We start from the raw sequence: 23,948 nt of genomic DNA, 5'->3' as shown, positions 1-23,948 counted from the left end.
CCAAAATTTGAGAGTTATTTGGGTATAGTTAATACTTTTAGTGTCTATCAAGTGTTGCTCTAGCAAATAACTACAAGTCTGTTTTCATATGTTCTCTAGATACCTGTTAAGGTATTTTCACAATTTTCTCGTCTTTAGTTGAAATTTTACCTTCTCTTCTATAGAATATCCTCCAAGGAAGGAGGTTTTTATGAGAATAATTTCAGTTTTTTGCTTACTTACACTCTTGGTGCTTGTTCTTGCTAACAAAGCACTTCCATCTTCTCTAAGCGAGATAGAGAATATTATCACTAAACTTGACGACAAAGACTACAAATTTGTATCCAAAATTTCCGACAAGGCTTGGAAGGTAAAATACAATCTCAGTGACTCTGAATACGAGTTTTTTGTTGAAGTTTGGCCAAATAGCGGTGACTTTGAAACAGACTTGATCTATATTTTCACCTTTCTCAAAGAATACAGAGAGATAACACAATCAGACCTTAAAGAATTATCCTTTTTCCTAAAAGCTAATACTTCCTCAGTTGAAAGAGGTTTCTTTTCCCTCTTTAAAACGTCTGGTAAATGGTATCTTGTCTATAATATCACTCTCAGAAGGTCTAATTTTAGCAGCTATATATATCAAACAACATTACTTATCGGTTCATTATTCACAAAAGTATATAAAGATATAATAAAAGAAAGAAAGTACTAAGGGGGGCTTATATGACTAGAATCTTCTTTATAATACTTACAATATCAGTATTATCAGTATTGACGATCTCAAGTTTTGGAAATAGTGACCTTAACAAAAAGATAGACAATATCCTCAGAAACTATAGTGAGAGTTCCTACAAATTTGGGCTTCAAAACTCTACCAATACATGGATAGTTTATTATAATTCTAAGCCAGTATTTATCATCAGCTATGGTTTTTATGTAAGCATATTTACTAGTATAAAAACCTATAACACTCTATCACTTGATATAGCAATCAAATCATTATATACTAGTGGATACTACGATAGTTCATATGCTGAATATGGTGCTTTTTCAATAGTAGAAAGCGATGATGGGATAATACTAGTATACGCAGTAAAAATTAATAGTATTGATGTCAGCACAAAAACCTTAATACATGGAATAAAAGAAGCAGCAAAAGCAGTTGATAGGTTTTCAAAGGAATTCTAAAAGACTAGTATTTAATGACCTTGTTTATAACATACTGTTCAACGATACTCAAAATTGTCTGTATAGTCCAATACAGAACTAAAGCAGATGGCAAGTTCCAGAATATAAACATAAATACTACCGGCAATATCCACATCACAACTGTTTGTTGTGTCTGTGCTTTAGAAGAAGTTATGTAAGTCTGAAGCAGAGAAAACGCTGTCATTATTATAGGAAGAAGATTTATTGATGCTGGTAGTATAAAAGTTCCTTCTAGCGCTTTTATGTATAGAACAGTATCAGGCTTGGTAAGGTCATTTATCCAAAGCAAGCCCTGCCCCTTAAGTTCAATGAAACCTGATAGGACATTATACAATGCTATAAATATAGGTATCTGTAAAAGTAAAGGAAGACAACCTGAGGCTGGATTAGCACCATAAACCTTATACAATTCTGCTATTTCTGCGTTCATCTTCTTAGGATCACTCTTATATTTCTCCTGTATTTCTTTTATTTTCGGAGCAATAAGCTGAAAGCGCTTCATTGAAACGGCTGCTTTTATACTAAGCGGTTCAAGTAAGAGTTTTATAACAACAGACAATAATATTATCGCAACCCCCCAATTACCAGCTATACCGAACAATAGCTTCATCAAAAACTTTAAGAAATCATATATAGGCCTAAGTATACCCCCATCCTCAAGTCCACTAAAACCATAACCAAAGGAATGTAAAATCTCATTTTTTCTTGGTCCTACAAGAACTCTAAATGTGTATACCTTCTCAGACTTTTCCTTTAGTATTTCTGACGGTGATCTTAAAGACATAACTTTGTTATAACCATACTTCGTATCCCTAACGACAAACTCAGACCTAAATCTATCATTAGTGGTAACTATACCAACAACTGTATATCTATTCTCCATCCAGACACCTAACACTTCCTCTTTCACAGCAAATCTCTCAGTTCCTGTGAATATTGAAGTCGTAAGTGTTTCAACTATGTTGCTACTCTTGTCAACATAGCCTGTTCTCAAAGCAAAATAGGTATGCTGTTCATCAGAAGTATCAGGCCCCAAAGGACCACTGAAAACCAACGAAAATCCATTGAAAACTATAGGTCTTGAGTATTCGTTCTTGACCTTTATAACAATATCAAAAACATAGTTTGAAACAGGTATAATCTCTCTCGTAATTACATACTTTAAACCGTCCTTTTCAACTCTAGAAATACCATTCTTTTCAAACAATATAGGCTCCAGAAAGATATTAGTTATAAAAAGTATAGAGTCTAAAACCACAGAAAATGGCATTAAAACATAATTTGAGGAAGATAACTCATACTCTCTACTTTCGTATGAAAAGTATATACTCTTCACTCCTCTCTCTCTAACTGTGAGTTTAATATTGTTCGTATCAATCAATTCTTCAAAGGGTTTAACATAAAGATTAACCAACCTATTCGTCAGTTCGCTTACTACTTGGTTCGTATTAGTTTGAACCTGTGAAGTATTAATCCTCCTATCAGTTGGAAATAGCCATATAAAAGCAAGGACTATTCCCAACCATAGGACGAGGAAAAGGAAAAGCCTAGTTTCTCTTGACATCAAGCAACTCCCTCTCCAAGGAAGTCAATAACAATTTTCTCATCTTCCTCTTCTTTTCTCTTGAAGTCTATGGTCTCATAGTTAGGAGAACCAGTTCCAACAGGAACAGGTCTTCCAACTATCAGGTTTTCCTTTAGACCCCTTAGATAATCTTCTGAACCTTTTATTGCTGCTTCTGTTAGAACTTTGTGAGTTTCCTGGAATGACGCCGAAGACAAGAAGCTCTCACTTGTCAGTGCAGCACGAGAGATACCAAGTATTATTATTCTGCCTTTAGCGGGAACACCACCCTGCTGTATTATCTCATTATTCACTCTTTCAAACTCACCAACGCTAACGATCTGCCCAAGTATAAACCTTGTATCTCCAGGCTCAACAATTCTAACCTTCCTAACCATCTGTCTTATAATAATACCTATATGTTTATCATCTATCTTCACACCCTGGTCTCGGTATATGCTCTGTATTTTATTGAGTAAATACTTTGAAACTTCTTCAACACCGAGAACCTGTAGCATACCTTGAAGTGCCTTTTCACCATCACACAACTCTTCACCAACTGTAACTCTATCCCCATTCCTAACATACAGGTACCTTCCTGAAGGTATCTTATGTCTAACCCTATTACCAAAATCATCCTCAACTACCACTACAACCTTACCTTTATCTATCTCTATTTGGACAGTGCCTGATATCTTTGACAAGACACTCTGGTTCTTTATACCTCTTGCTTCAAATAGATTAGTAACTCTAGGAAGACCTGAAACTATGTCATAAGTCCTTCTCTTTGATCTACTTCTCTTTGCGAGTATCTCACCCACCTTAACCCTATCACCATTCCTAACCCTGAGTTCAGCATCTGCAGGGACAAAATCAACTGACCTAACATTACCAAAATCATCAAGTATTCTCAATATTTTGTCTCTCTGCGCTGAAGGTTTTGTAGTATCTTCTTCTATCAACACAACTCCTTCCTGTTCTGATATTATGGGTTCATTGTATGGATCAAATCTAGCAACAGGGACATTACTCTCAACAAGGTCACCTTCATTTACCAGTATAACCGAACCAATTGGTATTCTAACAAGCGTCTCCTCAGATTCAGTAATAAACAATTTACCTTGAGATATACCTGCCTTGAGATACTCCCATGCCTTTAGTTCACTGCCGTTGTTGAATATGGCAATTATATCCCCTTCCTCAAACTCTTTGAACTCACCATCATTTATGTTTACCTTCTTAAACTCATTAGTATTATAGACGTGATAAGTAGCAGAAAGCTTGTCAGACACTTTTGAAAGAACTTTATAGACTGATAGATTACCTTTCCTCGTGGTTACTTTTTCTCCATCCTGATTAATAACATAACACTTTGATATATCGTTTATAAATACTGGAACATTGAAGTCTATCCAGCTTTTCTCAACGATTGCTGATGCAATACCACCCGTATGGAATGTCCTCATCGTAAGCTGTGTTCCTGGTTCTCCTATTGACTGTGCTGCAACAATACCAACAGCCTCACCAATCTGGACTGGCTTATTATGAGCTAGATCCCATCCGTAACACTTAGCACAAACTCCATTTTCAGACTCACAAGTCAAAACATGTCTTATCATTACCCTTGATATCCCACTCCTATCTATGAGCTTTGCTTTCTCAAAGTCTATGATCTCGTTTGCCTTAACTATGATCTCACCAGTCTGCGGGTCGTGAACATCAAGAAGCGATGTTTTACCAATTATCCTCTCAATCATTCCTTCTCTACCACCTTCATCGTCTTCCGATACAGCTATGCCTTTGGCTGTCCCGCAGTCTTCTTCTGTCACAACAACGGAATGTGCAATATCAACAAGTTTTCTCGTTAGGTAACCAGCTTCCGATGTCTTAAGAGCAGTATCCGCAAGTCCTTTCCTACCACCATGTGCCGATATGAAGTATTCCCAAAGTCCAAGTCCTTCCTTGAAGTTTGACTTAATAGGAAGTTCTATTATCTCACCAGATGGCTTTGACATAAGACCTCTCATACCAGCAAGCTGCTTGACTTGTTCTCTATTACCTCTAGCACCAGATGTCATCATAGCATAAACAGGGTTTAAACCCTTCTGATCCTCTCTCAAAGTGTTCTCAACCTCTTTCTTAAGTTTATCACCAACATGCGACCATATGCTTATTATCTTGTTAAACCTTTCATCTGCGTTTATAAAACCTTTTTTGAAGTCCTCATCAACTTTAGACTCTTCCATCTCTGCTTTATTTATAAGCTCATACTTCTGACTAGGCACCTTGATATCTTCAAGCGATATTGTTGATGCTCTTCTAGTAGCATAGTAATAACCTACTTCCTTCATGTTCTCAAGTAGTTTAACAGTCTCCCACCTACCACACTTCAAATAACACTCTTTGACAAGATTATTGAGATCTTTATTAGTAAGATTTTTGTTAATAAACCTTAAGCTGTCGTGAAGCATAGAGTTAAACACGACTCTACCTACAGTAGTCTCTATTTTCTGTCCTTTATAAACAAAAATTATGTTATCGTAAGTATTAAGTTTACCACTCTCCCATAGGTATCTAACCTCATCAAATGAACCAAATATTCTTGTAGGTTTCTTTTCTTCACCATCCTGAGGTATTGACTTTGTTAAAAAGAACATACCTAGAACCATATCTTGAGTTGGGAACATTATGGGCTCACCTGTCGCTGGCTTAAGTAAATTTCTAGCAGATAGTAGTAGAACCCAAGCTTCTACCTGTGCTTCAGGTGAAAGCGGAACATGGACAGCCATCTGGTCTCCATCAAAGTCAGCATTATAAGGATGACAGACAAGTGGATGTAAGTGAATGGAGCTATCCTCAACTAACACAGGTTCAAATGCTTCTATGCTTAACCTATGGAGTGTTGGAGCTCTATTTAGCAGAACTGGATGTTTATTTATTACTGCCTCTAGGCACTCATGAACTCTCGGATCAAAGTATGTCTCAGATATGTTTTTAGCTTGCTTGATGTTAAAAGCATACTTTCTAGCTATTAACTCCTTCATTATAAACGGTTTGAAAAGCTCAACAGCCATTCTTCTAGGAATACCACACTGCCATAACTTCAACTTCGGATCAACGACTATAACAGATCTACCAGAGTAATCAACTCTCTTACCAAGTAAGTTCTGTCTAAACCTACCTTGCTTACCCTTGAGAAGAGCCGCAAGGGATCTCATAACCTTGCCTGAAGATGACTTAACAGGGTTCTTCTTTCTTGAGTTATCAATCAAAGCATCAACTGAATCCTGTAGTAGTCTCTTTTCACTCTTTATTATTATCTCAGGAGCAGCAAGAGATATTATTTTCCTCAATCTGTTGTTCCTGTTTATTATCTTACGATAAAGTTCATTAAGGTCAGATGAAGCAAACCTACCCCCATCCAACAAAACCATAGGTCTAAGCTCCGGTGGTATAACAGGAAGCGATTCTATAACCATCCACTCAGGCTTAACACCAGACTTTATTAGACTCGTTATAATGTCAAGCCTTTTTATAGTTTTAGGGTCTGCTTTCTCACCAGACTCCTCAACTTCTCTCCTTAACTGCTTCTCAATAGCCTCAAGGTCTATAATCTCTAATGCCTGTTTTATGGCTTCTGCCCCAGTTTCTGCTATGAATCTACCCCTATACTTCTCTTGATACTTCTCGTAGTCACTATCAGTTATGATCTGAAACCTTTTAAGTTCAGGAACATCTCCTGGGTCTATGACGATATAACCGTCGTGGTATATAACACTCGTTAGCTCAGCAGTAGAACCAACACCAAGTATAAGACCAATCCTACTAGGAACTATCTTGTAGAACCATATATGGACAACAGGTGATACTAAATCAATATGTCCCATTCTCTCGCGCCTAACTTTTGATTCAGTGACCTCAACACCACATTTATCACAAACTATACCTTTATACCTCTTAGAAGCGAATTTGCCACAATGGCACCTGTAGTCCTGAGTAGGACCAAATATCCTCTCACAGAACAGTCCATCTCTTTCAGGTTTCAGTGTGCGATAATTTATTGTTTCAGGTTTCTTAACCTCACCGTAGGAATATGCTCTGACAATATCAGGAGAGAATATAGAAACTCTTATTTTCTTAATATTCCTAACATCAAACTCACCAGTTTTTCTAGCTACCCCTACACTCATAAATACCCCCAAATAATAAGGAGATTAGCTCCTTTTATTTTTTGTTGCGTGAACATGCCTGTCTTTAGGGAATATATAAACATAATTTCCATCTCTATCAAAAACTTCAAGGTCAAGTAGCAATCCCCTCATCTCATTAACAAGAACCTTAAACGATTCGGGTATATTGTATTGAGAGACATACTTTCCTTTGGTTATTCCATCATAAGCCTTTACTCTACCCTCAATATCATCTGACTTAACTGTAAGCATCTCGTGTAGAAGTGTTGAAGCACCATAAGCCTCAAGAGCCCAAACCTCCATTTCTCCAAGTCTCTGACCACCAAACTGTGCCTTACCACCAAGTGGCTGCTGTGTTATGAGAGCATAAGGACCTATTGACCTTGCATGTATCTTATCATCAACCATATGAACAAGTTTCATTATGTAATGATACCCGACCATAACCTCAGACTCAAAATATTCACCAGTTCTACCATCCCTAAGCCTAACCTTTGATGTCTCTGGAAGACCTGCCTTTCTCAATTCTTCCTTGACCTCTTCATAGCTAGGGCCTTCAAAAACAGGTATCCTATACTGATACCCAAGTTTGATACCAGCCCATCCTAGCATCGTTTCAAAAAGCTGCCCTAGGTTCATTCTAGAAGGCACACCTAGCGGGTTCAAAACAATATCAACAGGTGTCCCGTCGGGTAGCATAGGCATATCCTCAATAGGTGCGATCTTAGCTATCACTCCCTTGTTTCCGTGTCTTCCTGAAAGCTTATCTCCCACTTTTATTTTTCTCTTCTGAGCAATATAAACCTTGACAAGCTCCTTAACACCTATAGGAAGTTCATCTTTGTTCTTCTTTGAAAACCTATCAACACCAATAACAATACCACCTTCACCGTGAGGAACTCTCAATGAAGAGTCTTTAACTTCCCTTGACTTCTCACCAAATATTACCTTAATGAGCTTAAATTCAGGACTATCAACCTCCTCACTCTTCGGCGTTATTTTACCAACAATTATATCACCTGACTTAAGATGAGAACCTATCCTGACTATTCCTTCTTCGTCAAGATGTAATAGTTTATCCTCAGAAACACCAGGAATTTCTCTTGTTATCTCTTCATCACCAAATTTCGTACTTCTAACCGCAACCTCATAGTCGTAAATGTGTATGGACGTAAGCAAGTCTTCTTTAACAAGTCTTTCACTTATCGTGATAGCATCCTCGTAGTTATACCCATACCACGGCATGTATGCAATAAGTAGGTTAGTTCCTAACGCCAATTCTCCGTTATCCATAGCAGGACCGTCAGCAATAACTTGTCCTCTCTCAACTTTCTGTCCTTTATTGACAATCGGTCTTTGATTGTAGCATGTATTATTATTAGTGCTATAAAACTTCATCAGATCATACCTTTTTTCAGTTCCATCATCGTTTTGAACGACTATGTAAGTAGAAGAAACCTTCTTGACAACACCAGACTTCTCAGCAACAACTCCATAACCAACTTGCTTAGCAACAACTTCTTCCATGGTAGTGCCAACTATAGGTGCTTGAGGCTTAATCAATGGAACTGCTTGCCTCTGCATGTTAGACCCCATTAACGCTCTGTTAGCATCATCGTGCTCTAAGAAAGGTATAAGAGACGTTGAAACACTAAATAGTTGTTTAGGCGAAACATCCATAAGCTGGACTTTCTCTCTTGGAACCTTAAGGAATTTACCTCTGTATCTAACTTGAACTTCATTATTCGCAAGAAAACCTTCGTCATCAATAGGTTCAGTAGATTGACATATATAATAATCCTCCTCATCTATAGGATTAACATATCTAACCTCTTCTGTAACCTTACCATCTGAAACGACCCTATACGGTGTCTCAATAAAGCCATACTCATTGACTTTTGCATAGGTTGCAAGCGAAAGTATCAAACCTATGTTCTGTCCTTCAGGCGTCTCAATCGGACATAATCTACCGTAGTGTGAATAGTGTATATCTCTAACTTCAAAACCTGCTCGTTCCCTTGTGAAACCTCCAGGTCCCAAAGCGGATACCCTTCTCTTATTCGTTAGCTCTGACAGAGGATTTATCTGATCCATAAAGTGCGATAGCTGATTGGTTCCAAAAAACTCATTTAACGCAGAACTGAAAGGTTTAGACATTATAATTGATTGTATAGCACTGTCTCCTCTGTCATCCGCACTTAGCTTATCTTCTACTATCTTTTGAAGTTTGGCAAATGTTGGCAGAAGTTGCTGATAGACAAGCTCACCTACTGCTTTAATCCTTCTGTTACTGAGATGGTCTATGTCATCAACTATTTCATTGCTTGAGTATATCTGAAGTAGCGTTTTAATTGCTCTAACTATATCTTCTTGTAGAAGGTTCAAAGATTTCTTGAGAGATTGCTTCTTACTCTCAGGAACATCCTTGTATAGCCTGAGAACAAGTTTATATCTACCAACCTCACCTAGGTCAAAATTTCTAACATCATACAATTGTCTCTGTATCTCCTTCAGTATATTATCTCTTGTTGGGTTGCTCAAGTAAGAGATTGACCTTACCTGGTCAGCTATTTTCTTTATAGCTCTCTCTAATAGTTTTTCTTCCCTTGTGTAACTAACAACATCATTATCTGATGTATATTCAGCGATAGTTTCAAGTTCTCTTCTGAAGGTATTGAAAAATGGCTGAGTACTCTTTATACTCTCTTCTGAAATTATCTTAATCTTCCTATTACTCAAGGTAGATATAGTTTTCAAGAAAGTCTCTGAATCTATAACATAGTTTTCTTTGACCTGAACTTGTGATTTAGCAGATGTTGAGACCTTACTACCAGCAAGAAATATTACATTACCATCATCATCCTTTACATCCTCATACAAGTAAAAGGACTTAACATTATGAGGAATACCCTTTGAAAGATCAATAACCTCATATTCAAAAAAGTTCTTTATAATATCTTCAGTGTTCATTCCAATGGCCCTTAGGAAATAGGTAAGTAGCATCTTTTTCTTGTTATCTATGCTAAAATACATAAGTTCCTTTCTCAAGGATATACCAAACTCAAGCCACATTCCTTTCTCGGGAACAATCTTACAAGATAACTCTCCTTTTCTATTACTGAAGATGATACCAGATGATTTTATAATCTGACTAACAATAACTCTCTCAACACCGTTTATGATAAAAGTAGCTCTATCTGTCATCAAAGGAATATCACCAATATACACATTCTTCTTTTCTATCACTTCTTTTGTTCTACTATTTGATATTCTAAAGGTAACTCTTACCGGTGCAGAGTATGTTAAGTTCCTCTTTATACAATCATTAGGAGTATGAAACGGTTTTTCTATTGAATAAGAGACCACATCAAACTCAACCTCACCAACTCTAACGGGGAAGAAACTTCTGAATAACTTTGCTAAACCTTTGTTCTCTCTCTTTTCATGCTTCACATCCATCTGAAGAAATGACTCGTATGATTTCTTCTGAAGGTCAAGCAAATAGGGGACATCATAATTAAACTTAACTTTACCAAAATACTTTTTTTGAAATTTCATACTACACCTCTAACAAGGATAAAAGAAGACAAATATGTTGGCAAAAAACATAACATCATGAAAGAACTTTATAGAGGGATGAGGACACTAGTCCTCTTACTACTTAAGTTCAACAACAGCACCAGCTTCTTCAATGGACTTCTTAATCTTCTCTGCTTCATCCTTTGGAACACCCTGCTTAACTGGTTTCTGCCCACCACTCTCAACTATATCTTTTGCATCCTTAAGGCTAAGACCTGTAATATCCTTAACAACCTTAATAACCTGAAGTTTAGCATCTCCAACTTCTTTTATATAAATGTCAAAATTTGTCTTTTCTTCTGGTTCAGCAGCAGCGGCAGCTTGACCAGCAGGAGCAACACCAACAGCAGAAACAACAGGCATCGCAGCACTCACGCCAAACTTCTCTTCAAGTGCTTTCCTAAGCTCAACTAACTCCATAACAGTCATATTTGATATCACATCAACCAAATCTTGAACTGACAACTTTGTCGCCATAAACATACCTCCTAAAGAATTATTTCTTCTCCTCAATACCTTTGAGGACGAGGACAAAACTTTGTATAACATTATTCAATGTATATACGAAAGAAGATACACCACCATTCACAGCACCCAACACATACCCGATAAGTTCCTTCTTTGAAGGTAGTTTTGACATCTCTATAGTCTGGTCTCTGTTGTAGAAAACCCCTTCAAAGATTGAACTCTTTATCCTCAACGGATTATCTTTCTCAAGTTTAACTAAGTACTTTAGAACCTCAAAGAAAGATGTATCATTTGAAAAAACAATACCATTCACACCAACAAACTGTATCTCAAGACCTACATCGGTCTTAAAATACTTATAAGCGATCGTATTCTTAACAACCTTGTAGAATGCCCCTATTTTTTTTATCTCTCTTCTCAAGTTATTTACAGACTCAACAGTCATACCAGTGAAATCAACAAAAATTAAGTTTCCTCCATATTTGGTATGAAGCTTCTTTATATCCTCGTAGATTTGGATATTCCTTTTACTTGGCATAGATACCTCCACTAGACACTCACTTTATTTGCTTCTTGTATAACTTGAGTTCTATTTACCTTAACCCCAGGGCCCATAGTTGAAGAGATACTTATGTTTTTTACAAACTCACCTTTGTAATCAGAAGGTCTTGCTTTAACAACTTCCCTAACTAATACAAGAATATTATCTCTCAACTTATCTTTCCCCATACTCTTTTTTCCGACAGAGACATGGATATTCCCTGTCTTGTCAGTCCTAAACTCAAGCTTTCCTTTTTTAAATTCCTGAACTGCTTTAGCAATATCAAATGTAACTGTTCCAACTTTCGGATTGGGCATAAGTTTTTTTCTTCCAAGAATAGGACCTAGTTTAGAAACATCTTTCATAATATCAGGAGTAGCAATCACAACGTCGTAATCTACCCACTGCTCTTTCAGAATTTTATCTATCAAATCCTCAGCACCAACATAATCTGCACCAGCCTCTCTAGCTTCCTTTGCTTTATCTCCTTTAGCAAAAACCAAAACCTTAACTTGCCTACCAGTCCCATGCGGTAGAGAGACACTGCCTCTGACAGACTGTCCTTGTTTTATACCAGTTTTGATCGCAACATCAATGCTTTCATCAAACTTCGCATTCGCAGACTTAATAACAACATCAAGAGCTTCATCAAGAGCATATGACTTCTCTTTATCAACCAAAGAGACAATACTTGTATATCTCTTGCTTCTATTACTCATACTGTCCCCCTATTCCTCAACCTCTACGCCCATATTCCTGGCAGTCCCTATAACCATTCTTTCAACTGCTTCAATACTATCAGCATTAGTGTCAGGAAGTTTTATCTGTGCTATCTTCCTAACCTGGTCCTTTGTCAACCTTCCAACCTTTTGAAGGTTAGGAGAAGAGGAACCTTTATCTATTCCTAACTCTTTCTTTATCAGAACTGAAGTTGGAGGTGTTTTCACAACGAATTCATAAGTTCTGTCAGTATAAACAGTTATGACTACTGGAACAATAAGACCTTTCTGTGATGCGGTAGCCTCGTTAAACTTCTTCACAAAATCCATTATTGGCACACCGTGCTGTCCAAGAGCAGGACCTACCGGTGGTGCAGGAGTTGCTTCACCTGAGGGTATCTGAAGTTTTACAACAGCTTTTACTTCTTTTTTGGGCATAGTGGAGTAAATTATAACACCAGAATAAAAACAAAGTCAAATTTACTCAAAATCTGAATAACAACATTACATTCAAAGTCTCTATCAAATACTTAAAAACAAAATACAAAAATTCCTATGAAAATCAAGTTTGTAATCTATGGTATCACACTATACACTTCATATGGATACTCTTTTCCTTTCAATGGTATAGGAGGTATCTTCTGATAGTTGAAGTTTTTGCTAGATTTTTCAATTATATCTTTTGATGCAATTATTTCCATCGGTTTTGCAACAGAACACAACCTAGAACAAGTATTAACAGCATCACCTACACAGGCGAAGTCCATCCTAAATTCAGAGCCAACATTACCAACAACAACATCACCTATATGAATACCAACACCTACCTCAAAAGTAGGCAAACCTTCTTTCTGTCTTTCTTCGTTCAACTTCTTTATAGAATTAACTATCTCTATCGCAACTTTTACAGCAGTATCTGCTCTTTTCTCACCACTGAAATGCGCCATTATTTGATCACCTACAAAATCATCAATATCTCCTTTGTATTTTTTTATTATTCTCGCCTGAATATCTAAGTAAGTGTTTAAAACCTCAACGACAACTTCTGGATCATTCTTCTCCGAAAACGAAGTAAACCCCCTAACATCACTAAACAGAAATGCCAAATTCTTTCTTCCTACCTTGCCTAAAGAAATTGTCTTGTCTCTCTTATCCTTTATCATACTAACAGTGCTCTTAGAAACAAATTTCTCTAAATGATACCTTGAGACTATCTCATCCAGCATGTAATTAAACACATCCGACAATCTTCCTATCTCATCATTAGATTTCACCTCTACTTTCGCAGATAAATTACCCTTACTTACCTCTATACCCCAACTCTCCAATTTCTTAATATTCTCAACATAAACCCTTGAGACAACAAAAATTATAATAACACTCAAAACATATACAGACAAAAATACAATTACTAAAACCATCAAGTTGTTAGAAATCTCCTCTGAAAGCGAAGTTATATTAAAAGCCACAACATTAAAACCTATAAACCTACTCCTCTCCCCATATTCTCTCAACCTTGACAAGTTTTGAAATATCTTATCATAGGAGTTCTTAACCAGAGTCAAGTTTCCCTCCTTTATACCTACCTCTATTCTTTTTTTCTCGGCAAGCAACCACCTATGGTTCAGAAGATACATCTCATTTCTAGGTATAACTAAATTATCCTTATCCTTAAGATACCTGTATAAATTCAAGAAAAGATAATCAATATCATTTGACAAAACCTTATCCTTCTCATTCAGAAACTCTTTGTACTTATCCCTTAACAACTCATAGACTCTTTCCCTCTGACTTGTTCCTGCACCTACCTCATACATCTTCTTAACATACCTATCAAAATCTTCATTAACACTTACCAAAAGCCCAGAAGTCTGCTGAATAGGAAGCGATATAACCCTACAATCGTATATACCTTTCTCAAAACTTTTTTGAGCATTAGTTACCGTAATACTAATTATCTGCTCTCTGTTATCTCTAGAAATAGTATCCAAAATTCTCTTGGAAACAACCTTCTTACCTCTCGAAAAAACTCTCTTCCCTTTCCTATCTGTTAACACAACTTCCAGAACATCCTCGTTTAAATTTACAAAGTTCTCTATGTTTGACTCAACAAACCTTTTTTGACTCTCTATCTCAAGACTTGATGAATCAAGGCTCTTCTCTAAAAGTATCTCAAAAACCCCACCTACCACCTTACTCAGATTATTAACACTCCTGACTTTTTCCGAAAGAAGAAGATTGTATTGATAAAAATAAGTTATAACTAGCAAAATCAGCATAAACACAAAAAATATAAGGCTAAAACCAAATATTAATCTAAACCTTACCCCAAATAGAACTCTTCTTATTGTTTCATTGCGTTTTCTTCTAAATATGCCAAACCTATTCCAAAAATTCTTAAATACCTCTATCTTCACTTTAAGTAGTATATTCATAACAAACACTTTTTTCAATAAAAATATCTTTGAAAAAAGATAAGATATACCGTATATTTATAATGTGAAATCGTTTGTGTTGGTTATTTCAACCCTTTTAATACTATCACTAAACGCACTAGGAAATGAAACTATTGAAAAGGCAAAATCCTACTACTATTCTTCAAACTTTGAGATGGCAAAGATTTTGTTAGAAAGAATCATCAAAACTACAACAAACGATGATATACTACTGATGCTAGGGAACTCATACCTAGCAACAAAAGATTACAAGAAAGCAGTTGAAATATTCAAAAGTGGTGTCATAATCGGACAGAAAACTTGGGTCTTTGAATTCAACCTCGGATACGCATACTACACTTCAAAAGACTACTCAAACTCTCTTTTCTATTTCAACCTTGTAAAAGATAAAGCACCTAACTTCAGCAAAACCTACTGGTATGGTGGTATGTCATCCTTAAGACTCCTTGACGCTGATACAACCATAAACTTCTGGGAGAGATATTTACAGATATCACCTGATGGCGAAGAATCAGAAAACATAAGAAAAGCACTAGCACTACTTAAGGAGTTTGGAACAAACGCTATACACGACATTATATCAGAGAAAGACGAATTTGAAGACATAGACGCACTCATAGGAGACATTAAGAATGGCTTTGAAATCAAATCAGAACAGCAGACACTAGAAGACACCTCGCTAGAAGATATTGAAAAGTAATTCTTTCCTCAAGTCTCCGATATATTCACTTCCTCAATTTCTATTCCATTCCCCATTATCATCTTGACAACTTCTCTGGTTCGTTCTGAAAGGTCCGTTACATAAAGTTTAGTGAATTTATGATAACCATCAGATAACATCTCATTTTGCTCCAATATCTCTTTGAGTTTAATTGCAGAACACTCACCAGGGTCTATCAACTTTACACCATCTCCAATAAAAGAGGCAATCTCATCCCTAATAAGAGGATAGTGAGTGCATCCCATTATGACACTATCAACCTTACCCTTGAAGTCTGCTAAATAATGCGATATCGTTTTCTCTAGCGCTTTGTATAGGTCAGAATCTTTGTCAATGAATGCTCCTTCTTCAACCATTGGAACAAAAACTGGACAGGCTCTATCACTTACACTTATGTTGCTGTTAAGTGAAGTAATTTTACTGTTGAATACTTTTGACCTTATAGTTCTTATCGTTCCAATAACTAAAACACTTTTTGGTGAGTCGCTTGCAACGCACTCTACTGTAGGTTCTATGACATCAACGATAGGTAGGTTAAACTTTTCCTTTAGCACTGGTGTTGCGACAGAGGATGCGGAATTACACGCAATTACTATCGCTTTGACATCCTGACTTATGAGAAACTTCGTATTTTCAATTGAGAACCTTATTACCGCATCTTTTGATTTGTCTCCGTATGGTAAGTGTTTAGTATCACCTAGGTAGATGATTGACTCGTTAGGTAGAAACCTAACAACTTGTTTTAGAACGGTAAGCCCCCCAACCCCAGAGTCAAATATCCCAATAGGTCTTCTATCCATACCAAATCCTTAAGAAGGATAGGATTATAAATGGTTTAGCCACTAACAGTCTAATAAGACCGTTAATTCATATACCAATTTTGTTAGAATAAACCGTCGTAATCTATAATTCCTATGTTTTGGAGATATGAGTATGAGTTATGTAATATATGGAGTTTATGGCTCAAATTTACTTAAAGAGAGGTTTTTGGTGTATATTAAAGGTGGCACTTTCAGAGGTGTTGAATATAAAGGATGCAGTAACAAGAATGACCCTATTGATCTGGGATACATAAGAGTTCCTCATAGGGTATTTTTTGCCAAAAGCTCTCAAAGGTGGAACAATAAAGGAGTTGCTTTTCTATCCTGTGACAGTGAAGAAGACAAAGAGCGATGGGCAGTAATCAGACTTTGGATGATAAGCGAAGACCAATTTCAAGAAATTTGGATCAAGAAGGTAGATCATTCTATCCAAAACTCATTGTATTAGGCAATATACAAGGAATAGGTGAGATAAAAACATTTACAGATTGTAGCGAGATTCAAATAAGACAACCCGATGAAGAGTATGTTCAAATAATAAGGAAAGGACTAAAAGAAACCACATGCTGGGACGATAAGAAGATTGATAAATACATAGACCTATGTAAAAAACCTTAGCATGAACTCATAAAAAATTACGGAGATGGACATAATTTCACACAATACAGCACTACATCTGAACACACTAAATAGTAGATTATACAAATTCCTACCATTACATCTGTTTCTAAAGGCAAAAATATTCTCTAATCCTCTAAGCAGTATAAACCTTACTAGACTACAAATAAATCAGAACCAAAAAAGCAAAACTCATACAAGACAAATTCCCCACACTACCGTACCATATTAAGACTATGTATCTCTGCTTTTGAAACTCCTTTCTCCTTAGAGATTATTATTCTCGGATAGTTAGCATTCTCTGCAATTTCTCTCTTGTGAGTGATTATGTAGATTGTTATATTTTTCTCCATTGCGAATTCTTCAAGGAATTTGAAGAGGTTCGTGTTGTGTGCTTCATCAAGAGTATCAAAACCTTCATCTATAAACATTGATTTTATGTCAAGATGCTGTAAAACATCATTTGCGACAGCAAATGCGAGAGCAACCGAAAACAGAAAACTCTCACCACCACTCAAACTGTTAATACTCCTAACCTCATCGCTTACAAGATGCCTTACAGAAAATGATAAACTCCTATCGTTTTCTCCAAAATTCACTTCCAAAACCTTATCACTTATACCAAGTTTCACTAGATATCCATTCACATTCTCTGCTATCTTTGACATCTTCAATCTGACCACATAATTAATAATACCTGTAGTGTCAAACTTTTCACTCAAGGACTTCAGAACATCATATCTTTTCTGAATTTCCTTAAGTGCTTCATAGGCTTTATCAAACTCCTTATGTTCATCTCTCAAATCCTTTCTAAGCTGGGTAATACTACCAACATTCGTATCAAGTTCTGATATCTCACTACTAATTGAACTAATCTTCTTTTCTATCTCTCTAATCGATGCCTCCAACTTTACCTTATTATCCTCTAGGCTTCTGATATCTCTATTAGCAAGTTCTTTGTAGTTTTGTATAGTTTTACTTTCACCTTCAAGTCTTGTTAAATCCTCCGAGTTTTTAGTCATTTCTGAAATAAGTCCTTCCAAATCCTTTTTATGCTTGACAAGACTTTCGTGTAAATCAGTCCAGAAGAAGTCATCTAGTTTTGAATAGGTCCGTTTTATTTCTAATCCCAGAGTTTTAAGTCTAGCTAATGTATCTTCTTTCCATTGTTCTATCTCTTGTCTTTTGGCAGTATTATCATTAATAAGTTGTTCTAAATTAGAAATGTGAGTTTTTAACGACCTCTGCCAAAACTCAAGAGATTTAATCTCATTCTCTAAGTTTCTCTCAATTTCTCTCTTCTTTTTCAAGTTTGCTTCGTATTGTTCAAATTGCTCTTTCGTTAATATTCCTTTTAAAGTAAGTTCATTTTCTATAGCCTTTAGTTCTTCGCTAAGCTTATTCAAATCTTTTTCAATTGATTGTATCCCACCTATTATAGAGTACAATTCTTTTTCCTTTTTTGCTTTGTCGCTCTCTAACTGCTTAATCTTTTCTGACAAATCTGTGTAATCAACATCTTTCTTATTAGGTTCATCAAAAATACTATACATACGATAAATGGAACTATTTGAATTACTCATAAACCCTAAAATATTTCTTCTTTCACTTCCATACTTCTCAGTCTTACCATGATAGACACCTCCACACACGGGGCATGTATCACCTTCTTTCAGAGATGCTTTTATCTTAGATGCAAAATACTTTATCTCTTTTTTTCTTATCTCTTCAAGTTTGTCATCAATTTCCTTAATCTCCCTTTTCAGTGAAGACAGTTGTCCGCCCAAGCTCTCTATCTCTCTGCTTTTCTTTTCTATATCACTCTCGATCTTTCCCTTTTTCTTGAGTAGTTCCTCCAGTCTGCCAAGTTCTTGTATCTTCTCATCAAGTCTTTCGTCTTTTAGAGACTGTAATTCTTTGTTTTTGCTTTGAAGTTCAGTTTGAACATCATCGTAAATCTGTTCTAGAACATTTTTAGCATCTTGAATACCAGTAATACTATCAACCAAACTTTTATACTTCGTAGCCTGAAAGTTGTTTTTTATACTCACTATAAACTTTTGTTCCAAATCTAAAATATTCTGGTAATCCTTCCTTCTAACCTCGTATTGAGTAATAATTCTTTCCAGACTTTCCTTATTCGTTTCGGTTCTGGATTTAAAGTCATCAATAATACCTCTTACATAGTTTATGTATTCAGAATAATCTAACGCATCACCAGAAGCAAAAGCGTTAAGTATATTAGTATCTATATCAGTTATCCTTCTTATAAGCGATGAATTAATACTTTTAACAATCTCTACAGCACTTTCCCTAGAACTCTTGAGGATTCCAAAATTTTTCAATACCTGCTCTATGTTATCTAATTCGGATTTTTGCGTTTGTAGAACCTCCTGCTTGTGATTTCGTTCTCTCTCCAGAACTTGCTTACTTGTTTCCAGTTCTTTCAGTTTTTTGTCAATTCTATCAAAGGTATCGTTCAGATACTGATTGTAATTCTGATCAAATTCTTGATCAAACTTTGATATGTCTCCAATATCTACTCCTTGTTCAGACAAGTCCTGAATGGATTTTTTAATACTGTCCTTTATATGATTTATTTTATCTCGCCTCGTTCTCAATTCCTCTTCTACCTCTGAATACTTTTTGCTTATAAGTTTTTTAATCTCATCATATATCTTGACCTCAGAGAATATCTCCATTATAATCTTCCTTCTTGTTTCTGGGTCATCAGTCTTCAGTAGTGAAGCAAACTGACCTTGGGGTAAAACAACAGACCTAAAGAATAGTTCAGGACTACACTTGAGTATCTCCTTCTTTATCTTCTCATCTAGTTTCATCTTCGTATCAGAAAACCTAAGCCACTGATCATCACCAAAACTCTTTCTACTTATCTCAACACTATAACTGTTAGAACCATTAGAGGGATCGAAAGTTCTTTTGATGCGATAATCGGACTTACTACTATCAAGGGAAAACGTCAATTCTGAGGATGCAGAACTCTGGTTAGATAGTGAAGACAATACAGACTTAATATCATCCCTACCATACCTAAACATAGTTTGATAGAGGCTAAAGACTATTCCATCTAGAATAGTGCTTTTACCTGAACCAGTGTCTCCTGTTATTATCACAATAGGAGAATTACTTACCTTCGTAAAGCCTATCTCGGCATTTTTGTAAGAGCCAAAGTTCTCTAACTTGAGACTCTTTATTCTCATAAAAACCTCTCTACCATTAATTATAATACACTAAAACATTATGTTGAAAATGTCAAACCTTAAAGGTAGTAAAGTTCAAAGCCTATACTGAGTAAATGAAAACCCTAGTCTACAACAAAGATACTTTCTGATTGAATCGGTAAAGGTATTTTCAATAAACTTTCCTTGAAGTATGAAGATCAAGTTTTGTGGTTTTAGAATTATTGAAGATATAGAGTTTGCTGTTAAACTAGGAGTTGATTTAATAGGTATAATCTTTTACGAAAAAAGCAAGAGATTTGTAAGAATAGAAGAGTTTGACAATATACACAGGAATGTAAAAGCAAATTTTGTTGGTGTTTTCGTAAACGAAAACTTGGATAAGGTAGTGCAAATAGCAAAAACTTACAATCTTGCTTTCGTTCAACTACACGGTGAAGAGAGCAATGACTACATCAGTAAAGTCTTATCTCAAGGGGTTAGTTTAATAAAAGCATTTAGACTCAAAGATACTAGTGACATACAAAAAGTAATAGAAAGCGAAAGTGAGTATGTTTTGGTTGATTCTTTTGTTGAAGGTAGTTATGGCGGAACAGGCAAAAGTATATCAAAAGAAATACTAGAAGAACTCTTCTCAAGAGTAAGAAACAAAAAGATATTCCTGTCCGGTGGAATAAACTTAGAAAATATTGAGAGTATTCTTAAAACCTATGGTAGGTATCTATACGGTATAGACCTTTCAAGTGGTATAGAAGACAGCCCTGGTGTAAAAAACCATCGTCTTATGGAAGAAGTATTTGGAGTTTTTACAAAGATAACAAGAGATTTTAATCATACATAACCAAAACTCTTACCAAAAAGGTTTCAAAATTTTACCTGTTGAATTCAAAGAACACATGAAAACCTAACTACCAACAACTAAACATCTTAAACCATCAAGAATATTACAACAGAATTAACGCTATTACTTAACCAGCACTGAATTTTTAACGAGTGCCTCTAGGATGAACTTACCATCGGTTGAACCTAGTATTGCCTCTGATGCTCTCTCAGGATGTGGCATCATTCCAAGAACATTCTTCGCTTTATTAAGAACGCCTGCTATGCTATGTATTGAACCGTTTGGGTTAGTTTCCTCGTTCACAACACCGAACTTATCGCAGTATTGGAACGCTACCTGGTCATTGTCCAAAACAGCCTTTAGGTCATCCTCCGTAAGATAATAATTACCTTCGCCGTGTGCTATTGGGATAGTTAGAACCTGATTGTGTTTGTATTTTGATGTAAAGATTGTGTTGTTATTCACAACCTTAATGTGTTGGAACTTACAAATGAACTTGAGAGTTTTGTTTCTCAAGAACGCACCTGGTAATAGTCCCGCTTCAACAAGTATCTGAAACCCATTACATATACCTAAAACAGGATAACCCTTCTCTGCCATTTTCTTAACCTCACTCATCACTGGCGAGAATTTCGCTAGTCCTCCAGCTCTCAAGTAATCACCATACGAAAATCCCCCCGGCAACACAACCGCTGAAAGGTCAGAAAGATCCGTCTCTGTATGCCAAACATACCTCACATTCCCACCTAGCACACTCCTAATAACATAAAATGTATCCATATCGCAGTTAACACCGGGAAAGACTATCACCCCAACCTTTGACATACAACTACTCCAGCATTAATTTTAAACGAACCATCAAACCTAATTGAAATTCAAAAAAACTTACAAACTCTTCTTGGTCAATCCTCTCAAACATTTAGTAATTTTTAGCATCTCCAAAATTAGACTAAAACCTCTTCTAATGACTCCAATAACTTATCCCAGTTTCCATCAAACCAATACTTTTTGTATTCTGAAGGAACTCTTGAAGTGTCGCTTGTTTTCAAAAGCAACAATACTCTCACGTTTAAATTATCCTTCTTAAATACCTTCGGTTTGCCATTTTCTTCAAAAATTGTTCTGTATCCATCTATCTTTCTATACGCATCTGTGTACTCTGTCCCCTTTGGATCAACAAACAAAATAGTATAATCATTGCCTTTCTTAAGCCAGAATATAAAGTCAGGTTTAAACTTATCAATTCTGCCAGTGTTTGGATTGAAGTATGGAATATACACTTCATCCAGTGTCTCATCAATTTTAGAGAAAATCCACCAATCAAACTTACTAAAGAATTTCCCTCCCTTCGCTAAATATCCTTCCAATTCCTCTAAAAAATCAACCTCACTCTTTGCCCTTATAATGTGCGATATATAGAATAGTTTTTCATCTCTTGAAAGCAAAACAGGTATGTAGTAATGGTTTTGAATATATTTTATATCTAGAGAGTTATAACTATGTTTTTCACCGTAGTTCTTTGCTAAATTTTCTATCTCTTTAGTATATTCTTCAATGCTTATTTCTTTTCCCTCAAGTTTTTCCTTCAATTCTCTCTTTTCTTCCAAATACTCCCCTATTATATTGTTCATCTTATCTTTTGAAATCCTAACACTTCTAAAGTGTATAATTTCATTCTCAAGTTTTTTGAAGTTATCAAACTCTATAGTCCTTAATGAGAAAAATTTTATAATATGTCTCATCAAAATCTCTGGATTATTTATACTTTGGGTTTCTGAATCTATCTTATAGTATTTATCTTTTTCCTCAAAACTCTTCTTTATACTACCCAAGACTTTTGGCTGACAATCAAATTTAACGATAGCAACTTTGTCACCAATATACCCAACGTACCCTTCAAGCAGTTTTAAATCTTTCTCACTAATAGGATATCTCAAATCGCTACTTTCAAGCAAAAACACTCTCTCACTCTCCTTATACACAGGTATAAGTAGCAATTTACTAATTTTCCTCGACTCATCCAGTATGCTTGGATTTATTTCAAAAAGGTCTCCTAATAATTCTTCTTGTTTTTCCTCCTTCATAGTATCAACTACTTCTCTTAAGTTCTTTGCCTTCGTTCCAAACACAAAGAGAGTTTCCAGTAATTGAGATTTATCTTTGATAGAGTTATATGTGTTATCATCAATTTCATTGTTGTTTCTCAAGAATTGTAATCTTCTTCGCTTGTTTGGCAATGGTTCAATACGAACGCCTCTTCCTATTGACTGTAATACAAATTTTTTAGCATCCTTTCCCTTACCAATATTGATATAGAGTATAATATTCGGTCTATTACTATCCCAACCTTCGTAGAAAGCACGAGATCCCATCAAGATATTTATGTCTGAACCATCTTCGTTGAGCCTCCTGAAAAAACTTTCATCGTTATATTTTTCATTTATTTCGTATCCCTTCAACTTTTCCCTTATCCACCCGGAGATATCCCCTATTTTCATCAATGCGAAGGGCTTATCTGTTGTTTTTAGTTTTAGCACCAACTCCTGTTTATTGCCAGGTATCCTTATAACCTCAATTTTACCACTGTTCTTTGTGTTGAATACACTCTTAAGTATATCATTGTAAGATACTCCCCTTATCATGCTTTCATCTACTGTTATTTCTGTATTATCAAACTCACATTTAACTTTTAACTTATTATTTGTATTATTTGTATTATTTGCACCTTTTAACTCATTTACCAATTCATTCTGTGCTTTATCTAACAAGCTTCTTTCAAAGTTTCTAGTAGCAATACTCTCTAATTCTTCAAAGAATAATTCCAAATCTGAATCCTCTGTATTTACAGAATTGACCAAGGTTAAAATCAAAGGTATATGATAGTAGTTATCAGGTTTTGACTTCTTTATGAGTGTATAAAGAACAAACAGCTTAAGGATAATAATTTTCTTCGTGTCTTTATCAAATTCTTGGTCCATACCCAATTCTTTTATATCTGATTGAGAGATATAGATATGCTTACCATAGCCTGCTTGTATA

Annotated in this window: 17 protein-coding genes; 5 read left to right on the top strand and 12 right to left on the bottom strand. The window is 35.7% G+C overall.

Going from position 1 to position 23,948, the window contains the following annotated elements; all coding sequences use genetic code 11:
- The first annotated feature begins 190 nt into the window (after positions 1 to 190).
- Complete coding sequence (locus tag NZ579_06975) at positions 191 to 694, top strand: hypothetical protein (GenBank protein MCS7299679.1); 504 nt, start codon at positions 191 to 193, stop codon at positions 692 to 694.
- Between the two features lie 11 nt (positions 695 to 705).
- The gene (locus tag NZ579_06970; protein MCS7299678.1) at positions 706 to 1,170 is read left to right on the top strand and encodes a hypothetical protein; all 465 of its coding nucleotides are present in this window, start codon (positions 706 to 708) and stop codon (positions 1,168 to 1,170) included.
- Between the two features lie 4 nt (positions 1,171 to 1,174).
- On the opposite strand, the gene yidC is transcribed toward NZ579_06970, so the two are convergent.
- The 8 genes from yidC to NZ579_06930 form a co-directional block, all read right to left on the bottom strand.
- On the bottom strand, positions 1,175 to 2,755 hold the full coding sequence (gene yidC / locus NZ579_06965) for a membrane protein insertase YidC (protein MCS7299677.1): 1,581 nt from the start codon (positions 2,753 to 2,755) through the stop codon (positions 1,175 to 1,177).
- The gene (rpoC, locus tag NZ579_06960) at positions 2,755 to 6,945 is read right to left on the bottom strand and encodes a DNA-directed RNA polymerase subunit beta' (GenBank protein MCS7299676.1); all 4,191 of its coding nucleotides are present in this window, start codon (positions 6,943 to 6,945) and stop codon (positions 2,755 to 2,757) included. The genes yidC and rpoC overlap by 1 nt, the downstream gene beginning before the upstream one ends.
- 24 nt (positions 6,946 to 6,969) lie before the next feature.
- Entirely contained in the window at positions 6,970 to 10,503 is a 3,534-nt protein-coding gene (gene rpoB / locus NZ579_06955; protein ID MCS7299675.1) for a DNA-directed RNA polymerase subunit beta, read from the bottom strand.
- Positions 10,504 to 10,602: 99 nt separating this feature from the next.
- Positions 10,603 to 11,001, bottom strand: a complete 399-nt coding sequence (rplL, locus tag NZ579_06950; protein MCS7299674.1) for a 50S ribosomal protein L7/L12 — start codon at positions 10,999 to 11,001, stop codon at positions 10,603 to 10,605.
- Between the two features lie 19 nt (positions 11,002 to 11,020).
- Positions 11,021 to 11,530, bottom strand: a complete 510-nt coding sequence (gene rplJ / locus NZ579_06945) for a 50S ribosomal protein L10 (protein MCS7299673.1) — start codon at positions 11,528 to 11,530, stop codon at positions 11,021 to 11,023.
- Positions 11,531 to 11,541: 11 nt separating this feature from the next.
- Positions 11,542 to 12,252, bottom strand: a complete 711-nt coding sequence (gene rplA, locus NZ579_06940) for a 50S ribosomal protein L1 (GenBank protein MCS7299672.1) — start codon at positions 12,250 to 12,252, stop codon at positions 11,542 to 11,544.
- A gap of 9 nt (positions 12,253 to 12,261) precedes the next feature.
- Positions 12,262 to 12,690 (bottom strand): 50S ribosomal protein L11, encoded by a 429-nt coding sequence (rplK, locus tag NZ579_06935; protein ID MCS7299671.1) that lies wholly within the window; start codon positions 12,688 to 12,690, stop codon positions 12,262 to 12,264.
- A 137-nt stretch (positions 12,691 to 12,827) separates the two neighbouring features.
- Positions 12,828 to 14,687 carry a HAMP domain-containing protein gene (locus NZ579_06930; protein ID MCS7299670.1) on the bottom strand — a complete coding sequence of 620 codons (1,860 nt, stop codon included), beginning with the start codon at positions 14,685 to 14,687 and terminating at the stop codon, positions 12,828 to 12,830.
- A gap of 64 nt (positions 14,688 to 14,751) precedes the next feature.
- Between NZ579_06930 and NZ579_06925 the strand changes: the two genes are divergently transcribed.
- Entirely contained in the window at positions 14,752 to 15,408 is a 657-nt protein-coding gene (locus NZ579_06925) for a tetratricopeptide repeat protein (GenBank protein ID MCS7299669.1), read from the top strand.
- Between the two features lie 8 nt (positions 15,409 to 15,416).
- Here NZ579_06925 and murI read toward each other — a convergent pair whose 3' ends face one another.
- Positions 15,417 to 16,229 (bottom strand): glutamate racemase, encoded by an 813-nt coding sequence (murI, locus tag NZ579_06920; GenBank protein ID MCS7299668.1) that lies wholly within the window; start codon positions 16,227 to 16,229, stop codon positions 15,417 to 15,419.
- Between the two features lie 133 nt (positions 16,230 to 16,362).
- On the opposite strand from murI, the gene NZ579_06915 reads away from it, so the two are divergent.
- Positions 16,363 to 16,698: a hypothetical protein gene (locus NZ579_06915; GenBank protein ID MCS7299667.1), complete on the top strand. Its 336-nt coding sequence runs from the start codon at positions 16,363 to 16,365 to the stop codon at positions 16,696 to 16,698.
- 385 nt (positions 16,699 to 17,083) lie between these two features.
- Here NZ579_06915 and NZ579_06910 read toward each other — a convergent pair whose 3' ends face one another.
- Positions 17,084 to 20,089, bottom strand: a complete 3,006-nt coding sequence (locus NZ579_06910) for an SMC family ATPase (GenBank protein ID MCS7299666.1) — start codon at positions 20,087 to 20,089, stop codon at positions 17,084 to 17,086.
- A gap of 172 nt (positions 20,090 to 20,261) precedes the next feature.
- Here NZ579_06910 and NZ579_06905 point away from each other — a divergent pair, with 172 nt between their 5' ends.
- Complete coding sequence (locus NZ579_06905; GenBank protein MCS7299665.1) at positions 20,262 to 20,909, top strand: phosphoribosylanthranilate isomerase; 648 nt, start codon at positions 20,262 to 20,264, stop codon at positions 20,907 to 20,909.
- A 123-nt stretch (positions 20,910 to 21,032) separates the two neighbouring features.
- Here NZ579_06905 and purQ read toward each other — a convergent pair whose 3' ends face one another.
- Together purQ and NZ579_06895 are read right to left on the bottom strand one after the other, a co-directional pair.
- Positions 21,033 to 21,734, bottom strand: coding sequence for a phosphoribosylformylglycinamidine synthase subunit PurQ (purQ, locus tag NZ579_06900; protein MCS7299664.1), 702 nt, complete (start codon positions 21,732 to 21,734; stop codon positions 21,033 to 21,035).
- 119 nt (positions 21,735 to 21,853) lie between these two features.
- A partial coding sequence (locus tag NZ579_06895) for a restriction endonuclease subunit R (protein ID MCS7299663.1) occupies positions 21,854 to 23,948 on the bottom strand: 2,095 nt, incomplete at its 5' end.

The sequence above is a fragment of the Spirochaetota bacterium genome (assembly GCA_025061835.1).
Lineage (GTDB): Bacteria > Spirochaetota > Brevinematia > DTOW01 > DTOW01 > SKYB106.
Note: the sequence above shows the minus strand (reverse complement) of the source record. Positions and strands in the feature narration are given on the sequence as shown.

Excerpts from the sequence above, each read along its gene's own strand:
- NZ579_06975 (MCS7299679.1), top strand. The coding sequence starts at position 191 with ATGAGAATAATTTCAGTTTTTTGCTTACTTACACTCTTGGTGCTTGTT.
- NZ579_06970 (MCS7299678.1), top strand. The coding sequence starts at position 706 with ATGACTAGAATCTTCTTTATAATACTTACAATATCAGTATTATCAGTA.
- yidC (MCS7299677.1), bottom strand. The coding sequence starts at position 2,755 with ATGTCAAGAGAAACTAGGCTTTTCCTTTTCCTCGTCCTATGGTTGGGA.
- rpoC (MCS7299676.1), bottom strand. The coding sequence starts at position 6,945 with ATGAGTGTAGGGGTAGCTAGAAAAACTGGTGAGTTTGATGTTAGGAAT.
- rpoB (MCS7299675.1), bottom strand. The coding sequence starts at position 10,503 with ATGAAATTTCAAAAAAAGTATTTTGGTAAAGTTAAGTTTAATTATGAT.
- rplL (MCS7299674.1), bottom strand. The coding sequence starts at position 11,001 with ATGGCGACAAAGTTGTCAGTTCAAGATTTGGTTGATGTGATATCAAAT.
- rplJ (MCS7299673.1), bottom strand. The coding sequence starts at position 11,530 with ATGCCAAGTAAAAGGAATATCCAAATCTACGAGGATATAAAGAAGCTT.
- rplA (MCS7299672.1), bottom strand. The coding sequence starts at position 12,252 with ATGAGTAATAGAAGCAAGAGATATACAAGTATTGTCTCTTTGGTTGAT.
- rplK (MCS7299671.1), bottom strand. The coding sequence starts at position 12,690 with ATGCCCAAAAAAGAAGTAAAAGCTGTTGTAAAACTTCAGATACCCTCA.
- NZ579_06930 (MCS7299670.1), bottom strand. The coding sequence starts at position 14,687 with ATGAATATACTACTTAAAGTGAAGATAGAGGTATTTAAGAATTTTTGG.
- murI (MCS7299668.1), bottom strand. The coding sequence starts at position 16,229 with ATGGATAGAAGACCTATTGGGATATTTGACTCTGGGGTTGGGGGGCTT.
- NZ579_06915 (MCS7299667.1), top strand. The coding sequence starts at position 16,363 with ATGAGTTATGTAATATATGGAGTTTATGGCTCAAATTTACTTAAAGAG.
- NZ579_06910 (MCS7299666.1), bottom strand. The coding sequence starts at position 20,089 with ATGAGAATAAAGAGTCTCAAGTTAGAGAACTTTGGCTCTTACAAAAAT.
- NZ579_06905 (MCS7299665.1), top strand. The coding sequence starts at position 20,262 with ATGAAGATCAAGTTTTGTGGTTTTAGAATTATTGAAGATATAGAGTTT.
- purQ (MCS7299664.1), bottom strand. The coding sequence starts at position 21,734 with ATGTCAAAGGTTGGGGTGATAGTCTTTCCCGGTGTTAACTGCGATATG.